This is a genomic window from [Bacillus] selenitireducens MLS10 (assembly GCF_000093085.1).
GTDB lineage: Bacteria > Bacillota > Bacilli > Bacillales > Salisediminibacteriaceae > Salisediminibacterium > Salisediminibacterium selenitireducens.
Genome location: NC_014219.1, coordinates 709,670 through 725,048, shown reverse-complemented (window position 1 = coordinate 725,048; position 15,379 = coordinate 709,670). Strand labels below are relative to the sequence as shown.

Annotated in this window: 6 protein-coding genes; all 6 read right to left on the bottom strand. The window is 49.2% G+C overall.

Features of this window, described 5'->3' with window-relative positions:
• Positions 1 to 12: 12 nt before the first annotated feature.
• The gene (locus BSEL_RS03490) at positions 13 to 1,257 is read right to left on the bottom strand and encodes an NHL repeat-containing protein (protein WP_013171624.1); all 1,245 of its coding nucleotides are present in this window, start codon (positions 1,255 to 1,257) and stop codon (positions 13 to 15) included.
• Complete coding sequence (locus tag BSEL_RS03485) at positions 1,250 to 9,526, bottom strand: FecR domain-containing protein (protein ID WP_013171623.1); 8,277 nt, start codon at positions 9,524 to 9,526, stop codon at positions 1,250 to 1,252. The genes BSEL_RS03490 and BSEL_RS03485 overlap by 8 nt, the downstream gene beginning before the upstream one ends.
• A complete protein-coding gene (locus BSEL_RS03480; RefSeq protein ID WP_013171622.1) occupies positions 9,523 to 11,355 on the bottom strand; it encodes a CHASE2 domain-containing protein in 1,833 nt (610 codons plus the stop codon). The genes BSEL_RS03485 and BSEL_RS03480 overlap by 4 nt, the downstream gene beginning before the upstream one ends.
• A gap of 246 nt (positions 11,356 to 11,601) precedes the next feature.
• Positions 11,602 to 12,141 carry an STAS domain-containing protein gene (locus tag BSEL_RS03475; protein ID WP_013171621.1) on the bottom strand — a complete coding sequence of 180 codons (540 nt, stop codon included), beginning with the start codon at positions 12,139 to 12,141 and terminating at the stop codon, positions 11,602 to 11,604.
• Between the two features lie 193 nt (positions 12,142 to 12,334).
• Positions 12,335 to 12,982 carry a cobalamin B12-binding domain-containing protein gene (locus BSEL_RS03470; protein WP_013171620.1) on the bottom strand — a complete coding sequence of 216 codons (648 nt, stop codon included), beginning with the start codon at positions 12,980 to 12,982 and terminating at the stop codon, positions 12,335 to 12,337.
• A gap of 15 nt (positions 12,983 to 12,997) precedes the next feature.
• Positions 12,998 to 15,208 carry an ATP-binding cassette domain-containing protein gene (locus tag BSEL_RS03465; protein WP_013171619.1) on the bottom strand — a complete coding sequence of 737 codons (2,211 nt, stop codon included), beginning with the start codon at positions 15,206 to 15,208 and terminating at the stop codon, positions 12,998 to 13,000.
• Between the last annotated feature and the right edge of the window lie 171 nt (positions 15,209 to 15,379).

Genomic DNA, 15,379 nt, shown 5'->3' with positions numbered 1-15,379 from the left:
GCCTCCCCTCTTTTATTCCACCAGTTCCACTTCACGGATCATATGATTCCAATGATCCGTTACGAGAATCCGCTCACCGAAGACCGCCACGTGATAGGGGCCGTCAAACAAAGCATCCTCCACAGGTCCGTTCACCATGCCGTGAACACCGTGACCCGCCACAGGCAGGACTTCATCTTCCGTGATCAGCCGCAGTCTGTGATTGTACGTGTCCGCAACGAGAATTGCACCGCTCGACAGGACCGCCACACCTCTCGGGAAATGGAAACCGGCTTCCGAAACAGGACCGTCATCAGAGCCCGGCGTGATGTAATCCGCACCCGGTATCAGGTTGTCACCTGATCCGGCAAGGGTCGTCACCTCACCGTCAAGCGTCACCTGACGGATCCGCTGGTTCCCGGAATCGGCAACGACAATCGTCTCTTCCAATACAGCGAGCCCGAAAGGTTCGTTAAAACCGGCACCCTCGCCGGAACCGTCGGCAAACCGGCCGACAAGCTCACCGTCTGCCTCTTCATAACCGCCACCGGCAAGATGTTCCGTCTCACCGCTCTCCGGATCGACAAGCGTCAGCACGTGAGCCCGCGCCTCAGAGACAATCAGACTGCCGTCCAACAGAATAAGATCCGTCGGGTAATCGAGATCCTCAGCGACCGTTGATACTTCCCCGTCCTCCGTCACACGCCGGATCGCGCCGTTGCCGGCATCTGCGACGTAGAGGAGTCCACTGTCTTCATCATAGACCAGACCGAGAGGTGTATCAAATCCCGCCTCTTCACCGGTCCCGTGATCGAAGCGCCCTTCCGGCTCCCCGTATTCATCATACCCATCGTATCTGCCGGCAAATGTCTCACTCTGACCCGACATCGACACATAGCGGAGCGTATGGTTCCCCGAATCCGTGATCAGAAAACCGTCGTCAAACGGGACGATCCCCGCCGGATGATTAAACTTCGTATCATCGGGATTTCCGTTCTGGTAACCCATGCCGTCAAGTCCCGTCAGAACGTCAATCTCACCGACGGACATCTCCACCGAATCCGGAAGCGCCTGACCGTCCATCACCATTTCGGCGTCGTTGTTGTCACTGTTTCCGGCGTTGGGGTTTTCATTTTGTGCATCGTCCCCGTCATCCGCGTTATTGCTGAAGCAGGCGCTTAAAACGATCACAGTTGCAACAGAAAATAGTCCTTTGCCAAAGGGTATGATGAGCTTTTTTTTCTTTATTTGATCTGTCTTCTTCAGGGAATTACTCATGTTCCTCTCCCCCTTCCTCATTCTTTTCCGGGGATTCTTTATCCTGATCTTCTGTTCTGCCTTCAACCTCATCCTCTGCATCGACTTGTTCATCCCCTTCAGAGGATTCTTTTTCAACAGGAGCATCGGGATTTTCAGAGACATGTTCTTCCGACAATTTGTTATTCACTTTTTCTTCCTGTTCATTTGTCTGGTCCTCTGATGATCCTTCAAAGATTAATTCACCATCTAAATCGAGATTATCAGGATTCCCATTAACTTGGTTTTCTGACTGCGCTGTACTGAACGCAAATTCTTTCGTTGCTTCTCCTGTTCCCCCTTCGATAATTAGGGCATTAGTTTCTAAAATATAGTCAGTGCCAGGTTCTAACCCCTCTATTTGAAAAGGGGAAAACTGTTCTTCAAGAACCCGAATTTCGTTCCTCTCACTATCCAAGAGTCTGAATGTGTAACTGACGCCACCGGAGAGATTGCTCTCAATATCCAATTCAATACTGTTTTCAGTTACAAGATCAGGATTTTTCGATACGGTTATCTCCAATTCATCTGTCTCACTTTCTGTTTCCGACCTGCTTTGAACATTTTCATTTAGATCCAAGGCGTCAACCCTAATCGAATATGATGTTCCTGGCTCAGCCTCAAATGAATACATCGTGTCGGAAATACGTTGAACAAAAACTCCGTTCACATAAATGTTATAAGAGTCTATTTCGTCAGAATCACTCCAAAACAAATCGATCATTGAGACTCCAGCGATAATATTGAAACCCTCAATTTCCGGTACATTTAATGGTTCATCCGTCGTAAATGAAAGTGGCTGACTGTCAATCTGCTTTCCACTTGCATCAAACCGATACAAGTGGAATTTTTCATAGTTTGTAGACGGTTCCAAACCGGATATCTGATATTCATAACTGGTTCCGGATTCAAACCCGGAAAATGCTTCGATTGTTTCATCATTTTCTTCATCTCTAAGCTGGTATGAGTGAGTATCAGAAAGAGCTGTCCACATCAGTGTCGCAGAGCGATCTAATTCTGTCACAGTAAGAAATGACGAAATTTCCGGGTATTGAATACTCTCATACATAACTTCGTCAAAATCTTGGAACAACCCTTCATCGGTCCTTGCATAAATTCTTAATGAATCTGTATCTTCCGGACCGAACTCTACTGAAGTCGAATCAATAATGAAGTCGAACGAAGGGTTAGACAAATCATCCTCTATGATTGTAAGTGGCTCCTGCAGCACCCTTTCACCATTATCATCATATGCAAAAAGTTCGTACCAATTCAGGTTATTCAGATTAGAAGATGGATCAAATTCACCAGAGAGGCTTGTGGTCCATGGATCACTATCAAAATTAAATGAAACTTCAAGATTTGACGGGCCGAAAGATTCTTCATGAGGAATATCGATTTCCTCAAAAAAGTATCCTTCTATCATAACCTCGTCTTGTTTTTTAACATTCATCTGAATTTTTTGTGTTGCAGCAGCATCTTCAATTGGAAGAACAATTTCTGATTGAATGATGTTCAAGTCATTGTATTGTTTGTCATTGATCAGAATTTCCAAAGTGTATTCGTTTTGTTCTTCAAGGAGTGCTGTAACTTCTTCAGGTAATCTGACTTTCAGTTCTTCTGTATTAAGTTCTATTATTTCAGGTTCTCGCTGGTTAAATTCAAATGGAATCATCCACTCATGCTCAACATTTCCGCTGATTGAGGAAAGAGACAGTAATCCATTTTGTCCTTTGACAAACACAACATTTTCTTTGCCTTCATCGAGAAGAATTTTTGTCGTTCCATCTTCAGCCTGAACCTCCGGATTTTCGCGTTCAGGCATAAAATAGAAATCAGTATCCCCGGCACTTGAAATAAAGATTTTCCTCGTTTCATTAATCCTCGATTCAAAAACCCTCTCTACTATTGGCGGCCTTGGCATCTCTTCTTGAAACAGCACTACCTCGCCTTGATTGGTCGATGCAGTAACAAATACCATTTCAGGCTCTGGACTCCCTATTTGAACTTCCTGAAAGTTGAAGTCACCATTTTCAGGTGGAAGAATTCCAGTACTCTGTTCATAAATCCAATTAAAACTAATTTTATCTCCATCTTGCTGATCCGACTCTGCAAGCGTAAATATATTGCCTTCAGCTAACCCCTTTAATGCATAAACCACGTCTGTTTCACCTGTCAAATTCAGCTCTGAAATCTTTAATTTTGTGATTATGTTTAATGAATCAGGCTGCACCTCAACTTCCGTCACCTCTCCCCAATCAGATAATTTTCCATTTAATGAAACTGGTGGGTCAATCAACGCAGGGTCATTAGTATCAATGGAAAATGATTCATCACCAATCACAGTATCTTCTTCTATATCAATTACAGTGATTGTAATTCGATGATCTCCCGGAATATTCAGGGCATTATCAATGATTGAAACCGAATTATCGCTTGTGATAATCTGGGTCAGTTCATTTTCGTTTTCATCATAAACAGTTATTTTGAAATCCATTTCAGATTGGTAATCTTCTATTTTTGCCCACTCTATATACAGATAATCGCCATTTTTATAATACTGAATCAAATTTATACTGATCTCTTCCGTCTCAAATTCCAATTTCTCATCACTGATTATATGTCCGTTTCTGTCCTCAGCGATAATTCTGAAATTATTGTAAAACGTGTTTGCCACCAGATAATCAATAGAAAGGTTCCGCTCTTCACTCTCGGCTATCAGCTCTCCTTCTGGAGTTTCAACATAATACCTGACTGCACCAAGAACTGCTTCCCATTCCAAGATGACATTGCCCGTAAATGAATCAATGCTCAGCGCTCCGAACCCCGCCGGCTCATTCTCATACACAAAAGACGCAAATCCCGCTTCCGCGTAAGCCCCGCTCTCTCCTGCTTCATTCGAAGCATATACACGAATACTCAGCTCCGGATAGTTCCGGTAATCCACGAAACGGGTCAGTCCCGTCCGGTCTTCCAACAGCTCCGCGAGGAGGCCGGTTCCCGTTTGCCATTCAATACCGGCTTCTTCACCGGTCTCAATGTCTTCGGCGATCGCTGTCACACGCTCGCCTTCCTCATACAGATACGCTGTATAACCCTTCACCTGTTCGATTTCCGCATTCTCTGACGGTATCATCCGGGCAAGCAGATCATCCTCTTCACCGTCAAAGTCTACCGTCACCGTCAGTTCTTCCGGTGCCGTCTCCGGGGCATTCTCCTCAAACGACTCCGTCGTAAAGCTGAATTCAAACGTTTCCGGTTCCTCTTCTTCCCCAATGAAGGCCAACACCGTAATACTGTATGTTTGGCCGGGGATCAGTCCTGTGAACGTCAATCGCCCATCTTCATCCTGGTCGTACGTACCCGACGTGTCGTCCCATTCGATTTCATATCGCACGTTTTCATAATTGATCGACAAGTCAAATCGCTTCTCATAAAAACTTCCCTGTTCATTCTCCGGTTCAAGGGTCACCGGGCTCGTAAAGGCTTCCTCTTCGAGGACATTGCCTTCCCGGTCAAGAGCTACGAGCACCAGCGATCGGCCGTATACGTCTGAAGTCAGTTCCGTGCTCCTTGTCTGGCCGGTGACGGCTTCGCCGCTTTCCCCGTCACGGATTTCGTAAAACGATGCGCCCAAAACAGGCGCCCAACTCGCCGCGTACCCAAGCTCTGACGCTTCGGCTCCGAACGCGCCAAACCCCGCCGGCTCATTCTCATACACAAAAGACGCAAATCCCGCTTCCGCGTAAGCCCCGCTCTCTCCTGCTTCATTCGAAGCATATACACGAATACTCAGCTCCGGATAGTTCCGGTAATCCACGAAACGGGTCAGTCCCGTCCGGTCTTCCAACAGCTCCGCGAGGAGGCCGGTTTCCGTTTGCCATTCAATACCGGCTTCTTCACCGGTCTCAATGTCTTCAGCGATCGCTGTCACACGCTCGCCTTCCTCATACAGATACGCTGTATAACCCTTCACCTGTTCGATTTCCGCATTCTCTGACGGTATCATCCGGGCAAGCAGATCATCCTCTTCACCGTCAAAGTCTACCGTCACCGTCAGTTCTTCCGGTGCCGTCTCCGGGGCATTCTCCTCAAACGACTCCGTCGTAAAGCTCAATTCAAACGTTTCCGGTTCCTCTTCTTCCCCAATGAAGGCCAACACCGTGATACTGTATGTTTGGCCGGGGATCAGTCCTGTGAACGTCAATCGTCCATCTTCATCCTGGTCGTACGTACCCGACGTGTCGTCCCATTCGATTTCATATCGCACGTTTTCATAATTGATCGACAAGTCAAATCGCTTCTCATAAAAACTTCCCTGTTCATTCTCCGGTTCAAGGGTCACCGGGCTCGTAAAGGCTTCCTCTTCGAGGACATTGCCTTCCCGGTCAAGAGCTACGAGCACCAGCGATCGGCCGTATACGTCTGAAGTCAGTTCCGTGCTCCTTGTCTGGCCGGTGACGGCTTCGCCGCTTTCCCCGTCACGGATTTCGTAAAACGATGCGCCCAAAACAGGCGCCCAACTCGCCGCGTACCCAAGCTCTGACGCTTCGGCTCCGAACGCGCCAAACCCCGCCGGCTCATTCTCATACACAAAAGACGCAAATCCCGCTTCCGCGTAAGCCCCGCTCTCTCCTGCTTCATTCGAAGCATATACACGAATACTCAGCTCCGGATAGTTCCGGTAATCCACGAAACGGGTCAGTCCCGTCCGGTCTTCCAACAGCTCCGCGAGGAGGCCGGTTTCCGTTTGCCATTCAATACCGGCTTCTTCACCGGTCTCAATGTCTTCGGCGATCGCTGTCACACGCTCGCCTTCCTCATACAGATACGCTGTATAACCCTTCACCTGTTCGATTTCCGCATTCTCTGACGGTATCATCCGGGCAAGCAGATCATCCTCTTCACCGTCAAAGTCTACCGTCACCGTCAGTTCTTCCGGTGCCGTCTCCGGGGCATTCTCCTCAAACGACTCCGTCGTAAAGCTGAATTCAAACGTTTCCGGTTCCTCTTCTTCCCCAATGAAGGCCAACACCGTGATACTGTATGTTTGGCCGGGGATCAGTCCTGTGAACGTCAATCGTCCATCTTCATCCTGGTCGTACGTACCCGACGTGTCGTCCCATTCGATTTCATATCGCACGTTTTCACGATTCGAAGTCAAACTGATTACACTTGAATAAAAATTGTGTTCCTCAATTGAAAAATCAACCCTCAGATCTTCCTCTGACTCTGTTGTCTCTTCTACCACCTCACTAAATCCTATTCTTCGACCGTTGCTATCAAGTGCTTCTATGCGAATTACATAGGATTCTTCAGAGTCGAGTCCTTCGATCATCATTTCATTTTCTTCAGTGGAACTATATAATTCTCCATTCAGAAATACTCGGTAAAGTAACAAGTTAACAGCTTCCAAAGATGACCAAGACACCTCGATTACATCACTGCCTGCCTGAGTCTCCACATTTTCTATAACTGCGATCTCTATATCTGTTGTGACTTGTTCATCTACAAGATGGCTTACTATTATTTCATTTGAATCGTCAAGTGCATGAATCATGAGGGAATAGTCTGTGTCAGGTTCCAAATCAGTAATTTCAATATATTGGCCAGTCTCAGCCAACACTTTTTCATCGACGTAACTACCATTAATGAGAACTTCATATCCTGCCAATTGTGACGTGAACTCAACATTTGTAAAGTCGATCCTAATCGAACTCGAAGTTTCAAAAATCGTAATGTCTTCTCTGTTTATAAACGAAGGGTCATTAAGCCATTGAAATTCACTTAAATCGTATCCAGATTCAGACAATTTACCGTATTGACCTAATCCGAAGATCGATTTATTCTGTAAATCGGTATTTACAGTTAATCTGTATGACCGATCCTCTTCTCGGAAGATTGCGTCATCATGGATTACAAGTTGTTCTCCAGAATGATCCGCTAATATAAACTCTTCCAAAAATGTAAGTTCCTCTGGAAATGGGATAATAATTTCTGCAATAACGTCTCCCGGATATTCAAATGATAAAAATGGACGAACACTCTCAGGTGTCGGAATAATTGGCATCTCCTCGTATGTCTGTAAAGTATCAGAGTATATACCTTCTATAATGACTTGATCATTATGATCCAATATATCCAGTCTGATCTGATAGGAATCCCCTGGATGTTCCACATCAATAATTATGTCTTCGTTGAATGCAAAATCATCGTATAAAATGTCGTTAACTGAGACACGAATTTTATAATCTGCATAAAACTCACTCTCATCAGCACGAAGTCCAATCTCCTCAGCAGGATACATATATTTAGCAAAAGAAAGATCCGTCAAATCTCTGTTGCTATTTTGCTCATGAAAATCAATGATATTTATCGAATCAAACGAGATTAAATTATTATTACCAAGTACATATACGCTAGCCCCTGAAACAGTTAAAGGAGCAGAAATAAATGCTTCCCCATCAAGTACCGTTACTTCATCACCTTCACGAAATAGATATTGATTTTCTCCATTTTCCGGTAAAAATCTGACTTCTTGTTCCCCTGTTATCAAAGAGGTAAATGTCCAAATCGTATCGGGAAGGGAGGGGACAGATTCTCTGAATAACACAGTAATTTCCCCGTTACGAACTGCCCTAGTCTCAATAGACCTTACATCAGCCATATTCGCTATTTGTACAGGTCCGATCTCTTGCATTGGCAGAACAGGCTCAAAACGATCATTGATAAAGCTCATAACAACATTACCATTCTCATCAAAAGTAATATCCGCTTCTATGATGGAATCATTACCATTTTCATCAATAACAGCCAATTCATAACGATATGCTTCTTCCTCAGAATCGACTGGAAGAGCCGGAAAGCGAATCGTATTTACCGCTTTGCCCTCTTGATTAAATGAGAACCCAGATGATCCACCATATTCCTCAAGATTTCCTCCCAGCAATGGGAGTTCTTCCTCTTCTTCCGGTTCTTCCTCGTCCTCTTCAATTTCATCCACCGATTCTTCATTCTCCGGCGTCTCTTCTTCAGGCGGTTCTGCCACGTCGTCCGGTTCAGTTGGTGCCGGATCTTCCTCTTCCGGAGCCGGTGCTGGTGCTGGTGCCGGAGCCGGCGGTGGTGCGACTGGCGGTGTCGGTGGTGTTGGTGCCGGAGTCGGGGCCGGCGGAGGTGGTGGTGTATCCGCCGCTGCTACCGGTTCATCCGTACCGTCCTGTGACGCGGTGAACTCCTCCGCCTGGCGGCGCTGTTCACTTACCCTCGCATTGATGTCATTTTCGTCGAGTCCCTGTTCCCGAAGGCGATCGAGGGAATTCGTCACGCGTTCACGGGTCCGCTCCGTCCGCTGCAGCGTTTCCTCGCGCATGTTTTCAAGGGATTCGTTTCGCTGACTGACGCGTTCTGAGACTGCTTCACTGCGGCCGGTTTCCTCAATGCGGTTCAGCATCTGATCAAGGACATCGGAGAGATTGAAGCTTCGCAGGCTCTCGTCAAGTGACTCAAATAGCCCGTCAAGATCATCATCTTCGACATCTCGGTCCGTGTCCGTCTCTCTTGCCGTCTCAATGATGTCGAGAACGGCCGCGGTAACGACCGGATCTTCCATGCTGTCCGTCATCTCGGCAAAGTCCGGATCCGCGCCTTCATTCAAATCGTCATCATCACCGGTCTGGCTTTGCCGCTCAAGCGGTCCAATAAGATTCTCATCAGGTTCTTCATCCGAGAGCCGGTTCATCCCGACATCGACTTGACCATCGACGACGGTAACGTCAGAGAGCGTCTCCTCCCGATCGTGGAGGGTGTAGAAGAGCGTGCCTCTGACCCCCATGACCGTCGTCGGCGTTTCGACATCATAGGAATCTTCAATGTTCATGACCCGCTTCACCTTACTCCAAATCTTCCCGGTCCAGAGCTTCACCGTCGACTGTTCGCCGTCTCCCTCTTCTTGGGCTGTGACCATCACTTTCGTCGTGTACCCAAGGGTGGCGTCGTCCCCGGAATCAAACGCAATCGTGAGGGATCCGTCCTCACCTGTACGGATCTCATCACCATCAAACAGCCCCATTCCGTTAAAGCCGTCGTACTCCATCAAGCCTCCACCGCGTCTGACAAACACATCGCCTTCGACCTGTGACAGCCTCGCTCTCGGTTCCGACACCGCAGCTTCCGCGGGATTTGCCGGGAACACAGGAAACATAAAGAATGAATGAAAGACCAGTGCCACAATAACCAGCAGTTTCAATTTCATGATGCGCCTCCTTCCTCTCTTTTGTTGACTAACTGTTCCACCTGATAAATCTGCACGGGCTTTTCTTTCCCTTTCACCTGAACGGGTTCAAGGGTTGTCACGTCAATGTCTTCTTTCATTTTTTCATAGGTTTTATCACTGATCAGAATTTGCATCGGCTTTGCCTTCGATTCAAGGCGGGCTGCGAGATTGACATCATCCCCGATCGCCGTGTAATCGAGCCGGTCTTTGGACCCGACGTTCCCGACGATACAGACACCGGTGTTGATCCCGATCCCAAAGCCGATCGTATAATCGTATTCGTCTTTAATCTTCTCCGTCAGTTCGGCACTCTTCTCCTGGATATCCAGAGCCGTTTTCACAGCACGGAGTGCGTGGTCCTCCTGATCGATCGGCGCACCGTATATGGCCATGACCCCGTCACCCATAAACTTGTCAATCGTGCCTTCAAAGGAGAAAATCGAGCGGGCGCACAGATCGAGATAATCATTCAGGATATCAATGACCTTCTCCGGATCCATTTTCTCTGAGAGGGACGTGAAACCGCGAATGTCGATAAACATGAGCGTGACTTCCTTTTTGATCCCGCCCACTTTGACTTCTTCACCGGAATCAAGGATATCGTCCACGACGTTTTGTGAAACGTAGCGCCCAAATGTGTCACGCACCCGTTTCTTCTCGAGGGTCTCCTGAATGTACTGGATCACCACCGAAGAGATATAGGCAAACAGAATCGCCGCAAGGGCATAGGTAAACGGCAGAAGCATCTGACTGATCTCGAACCAGACAGAAGTGAAAATCACGTAACCGATCAATAACACACCGAGGAGCACCGATGCCCAGCGCGCTCGCACGAGTTCAAACACGGCAAACGGCGCTGCGAACATCAACGCCACGACGAGCATGCCCACAGGCATTGAGGCCCGTTCGTAATACTCGCCGTCCAAGAGACTCTGAATGATGTTGGCATGAATTTCCACACCGAACATCGGAATCGTATTGCTCATCGGCGTCAAATACTCATCCTGCAGACCCGTGGCGTACGGACCAATCAGGACGACGGAACCGCTGAAATAGTCCGGCGGGATCGTCCCGTCCATCACATCCTTGATCGAATAGATCGAAAACGTGGAATTCCCCGGCGCAGAGGCATAGGAGAAACCCATTCGGCTCCAGTCGTCCGCCGGAATCACCGCATCCCCCCGGGTCCATTCACCTGTACTTTCGTCATAGGTGATCTGACTGCCTTCATCGAGGAGGCGGTTCGCAAGGACGACGCTGATGGCCGGGATCATCCCGTCCGCATCTGATTCCACACCGAGAAGCCCCTGACGCACGACCCGGTCCTCATCGGCCAGGACGTTTATATGTCCCGTTTCGTCCAGGCTGTAGTTCTCATAAACAGGCTCGAACATGGCCTGATAGTTGAGAGCGGTCCCCGTCTGTCCCTCAGCCTGAGCCGTTTCGAACTGGAAGTACACCGGAAGAAGAATATCCGGGTACGCCGAAAGTACCTCTTCCCATGCCTCGTCCTCTTCTTCAACCGGGCTGTCTTCGGCGTACAGCACATCGATCCAGACGGCGTCAGCGCCGCCGTCTTTGATCTCCTCCGCCGTATTCGCCATCAGATCCCTCGGCCAGGGCCAGCGGCCAATCTCCTGCAGGCTCTCTTCATCGATTGCGAGAAGCTTAATCCGGTAGTCCGTATCCCGTTCCTCCCGAAAGAAACGGTCGGTGAAATTATGTTCAACAACATAAAAAGTATCCAAATAGTAAAAAATCAACGCAAGACTTCCTGCCAGTATCCCCGTTAACAGCCTTCTGGCCATATGTACGCCCCCTCAAAGCAGCAATATGAGCTCTTTGTCTTATTTTATCAGAAAATTAAGAAAAACACGCCTCCTGTTCACTTTTGCCACACATTTTAGTAAACAGGTCCCATTCATTTTTAAGAATACCTCAATTGTAACCGACTTCCAACCTTTTTTGAATTAAAATGATCATTTTTTTATAAAAAAATCACCAATCCCTGGTTGGGATTGGTGATCGCTTTTGTTCGATCAATATGTTTTCTGTCAGATCACGTCCTGGATTTTTTGAACAAAACGGATCTCGGGGTCATTGAGCAGGCCTTTCAGCGCACGCACTTTATCCGGGGCCACGCCGGAAACGGTCACCGGAATCCCCATTATGGAGATGGCTTGAATCAGGGCCTTCAGACGAGACACGCCGGCTTCTTCAACGGAAGTCAGGGGTGTGAAATCCATAATCAGTTCGGCCGTTCTGTTCGTACTGATCTGCCGGAGTAACTGCCCTGTAACAGCCTCCACTTTCGCTTCGTTCAGATCACCGAACAATGAAACGAGCCCGCGCTGTGCGCCGAGACTCGTAAACGGCGCGGATCGTTCCCTGATCTCCTGAAGACGGCTCTCTGCAAGTTCCTTTTCTTCAAGGAGTGCCATATCCGTCGTATGAAGCCTGGTTCTGAGCCGTGTGAGCTGTTCTTCGATACGCTGCATGCCGCTGTCTTTCGACTGACAGATGACGGTTCCAATGCCCTGTTCATTCCAGCTGACAGTGACGTCCATCAATACAGGGTCCGGCTTCCCGTTCATAAAGAGGGCAACCTCCCCCCGACTCCGTCCTTCACGGGCAGAAAGGAGACGCTCAAACTTGTCACTGTTATAAGGATCCGCAAGTTCCGCGAGCGTTGTACAGGCAGGGAAGTCTTCTGCGGCAGACGCTTACCTTGCCTCTACAGTGAAATGCCCGTCAATGAGAAAGACCGGTAAGGGCCACGCAAGTTCATCAAACCGGTGCATCGGCTTTCACATCCTCATAACGATCGAGCCAATGTGCAAGTTCCGTCAAGGACTGCAGCACCTCAACGGGAAAACCGGTGACTTTATCAGCCACGGTATCGGCGAAACGGCCGCCGATCAGCACCTTGAGTTCATGGGGCTGTTGTTCGTTTAACTGTTCGAGGTACGAGAGCACATCCGGGATGCGGTTTGCCATGGATGCCGAGACACCGATCACGTCCGGCGACCATTTATTCATTGCCGCAATGGCCGATTCCACAGGCAGATTCGGCCCCAGGTAGCGTGTTGTCCAACCCTTGTCTCTGAACAGCGAGGCGACCATTTTCAAGCCGAGGTAATGCTCTTCTTTTTCCACACCGAACAAAAGCACCGTCCGGCCATTCTTCGCCTGCTCTTTATTACGCTCATCGACGACAGTCAGGACGAAATCACTGATCCCCGTCGCCAGATGCTCATCCGCTACCGTAATCCGGTTCTCCTCCCACATCTGCCCAATTTCATACATCGCCGGTGTGATCACTTCTTCATACAGGCGGTGCTTGCCGTACTGTTCCGCATAAGAAAGGGCCTGCTCGACGGCCAGCTCTTCATTGCCGGCAAGCAGGATCCGTGTAAATGCTTCTGAACCCTTCAAGAAAAGCCCTCCTCGTCATCTTTCTGGCTTTTCTTCTAGTGTAGCATAATTGCGTCCATTTTCCTCCTGCGAACTTTCTCTCTGCCGCTCACGCCGGGCCGCTTCTTCCTCAACGTCCTGACGGACTTGCGGATGTGCTTGAAGAAGCGCGTGAAAATCGTCTTTCTTCAGCATGAGACAGGTCGTCTTCTCCTTGGAAATGATCGTCGCATTTCGCGGTTCATCGTGCAACAGGGCGAGTTCACCGAAGTAGTCCCCGTCTTCAAGGACGGCCACTTCATCATCAGGCGCCGTGCCGCCCGGGCGAACGGAAACTTTTCCCCGGGCAATCAAGTAGAACTGATCACCGAGATCCCCTTCGTAAATCACCGTCTCCCCTTCCTCAAAGACCTCCGTCGTGAAGGCACCGGAGAGCGCTTCGAGAGGCGAAGCGCCAATGGAGGCAAAGAGCGGAATCTGCTTGAGTCTGCTTCCTTCCACTTCCGCAACCTGCCCGTTTGACGAGATGGAGAAGCCGTTCTGTTTGTTCAGGAGCTTGGAAAACAGACCGCCTGATTGTGTGAGTTCGCGGAACGTCCCGGCCTCCGCGAGACGGCCCTGATCCATGACGAGAATCTGATCGGCGTCCTGCCCGTGATCGAGCCGGTGCGTGATCATGATCACCGTCAAAGCAGGTGTCAATGACTGAATCATCGCTCTGACACCTGCTTCTGAACGGGGATCGAGGGCGGACGTCACCTCATCAAGGACGAGGATATCCGGTTTTGTCAACAGGGCCCTCGCCAGCGCGAGGCGCTGGGCCTCGCCCCCGGACAATGAACCGAGCCTCGACTCAATGGGCGTATCAAGGCCGTCCTTCATCCGGCGTACGCTGTCGTCAACGCCGGTTTTTCGGAGAACGTCATACAGCTCCTCATCGGTACAGGGTGTCCCTGAAAGAAACATAAGGTTATCCCGGATCGAGCCGTCCATGAACGTCGGCTCCTGAAACGCGAAGGCCATCTTTTGCCTGTACGCTGCCGGATCAAGGGTACTTAACGGGGACTCATCGATGTACAGTTCCCCTGACGCAGGTTTGTAAAAGCCCGCAAGGAGATGAAGGAGCGTGCTCTTCCCCGACCCGCTCGGTCCTGTGATCATCGTCAGTGTCCCTTTTTTCAAAACAGCCGAGAGGTTCTTCACCCCGGCATCCTGATCCCCGTATGTGTATGTGACGTTATGAAAGCGGAGGCGGTCAGTGAAGCGGACCGGTTTCCCTTCCGTTCCGGATCGGCCTTCTTCTTTTTGATTGCCGATCAGATCCTGATAGCGGAGCCAGTTCACGGCGGGCTGTGAGGAGACGGTGACAATAGAGGTGAGAATGATCCCCTGTTGAAAGACGAGCAGAAAGATCGTGACGAATGCGACAAAGTCCCCGGGTGAGAGCACTCCCCGAAACGTAAGCAAGCCCCCGGCTCCAAGTACCGTGATCCGAAACAGCAGAAACAGCGCCTGGGGCAGACGGGTCAGCTTGGCTTTCAGTTTCAGATAGCGAAGATGCGTGCCAGAGAGCTCACCAAGAAGATCTTCAAACCGCTCTCCAACACTACCAAGCCGGTTATGTGCGTGAATGAGCCGGACATTTCGGACCGATTCCTCAACGGCCCCTCCGAGTTCCTCATCTTCCCTGGCATGATGGAGGAGATACTCGTCTTCTTCATCGCTGTACAGATAGCCGGGAATAAAGAGAAGCAGCATCCCGACGAATACGACCAGTCCGAGGATCGGTTGGAGGAACAGAAGGAACGTAAGCCCGATGAACATACTGAGTAAGGCAGGTACCGCCGCACTCAGTAACCGGATCAGAAACCGCTCGATGGCGGGAATGTCGTACTGGAAGCGCGCATTGATCTCGCTGGTGCTGAAGCGCTCCACAAATCCGAGACCGCCCTGATGAATCGAGCGGTACGCCGAGCGCCTGAGATCCTCGGCAATCACCGTCCCGAGCCTCGCCATACGGAGATCATTCACATAGCCCGCCGTCAGACTCATCAGCCCAAAGGCAAGCAGGAAAGCCAGGACCGCGAGAAGAATCTCCATATTCCCCGGAATAATCGCTTCATCAAGCAGGAACTTGAAACTGAGGGCAACCATATACTGAAAAAGCAGTTCAACGAACACGCCGGTAAAAAAGACGGCAATCATCACCCTGTATTGCCGGATATAACGTAAAAACAGGTTGAGCATCGCCCTCACCTCCTGTTACAGAATGCCATCATTGTATCATTATTCATTTTACTATCAAATTAAACAGTATGTTTTATAAGATTCTTTTCTTCATTTTCTGATATCAGAATCGCTTTTTTTCCCGAAACGGGTATAATCGAAGGACAAGAAGTGAAGCCAAGAGGAGGCCAT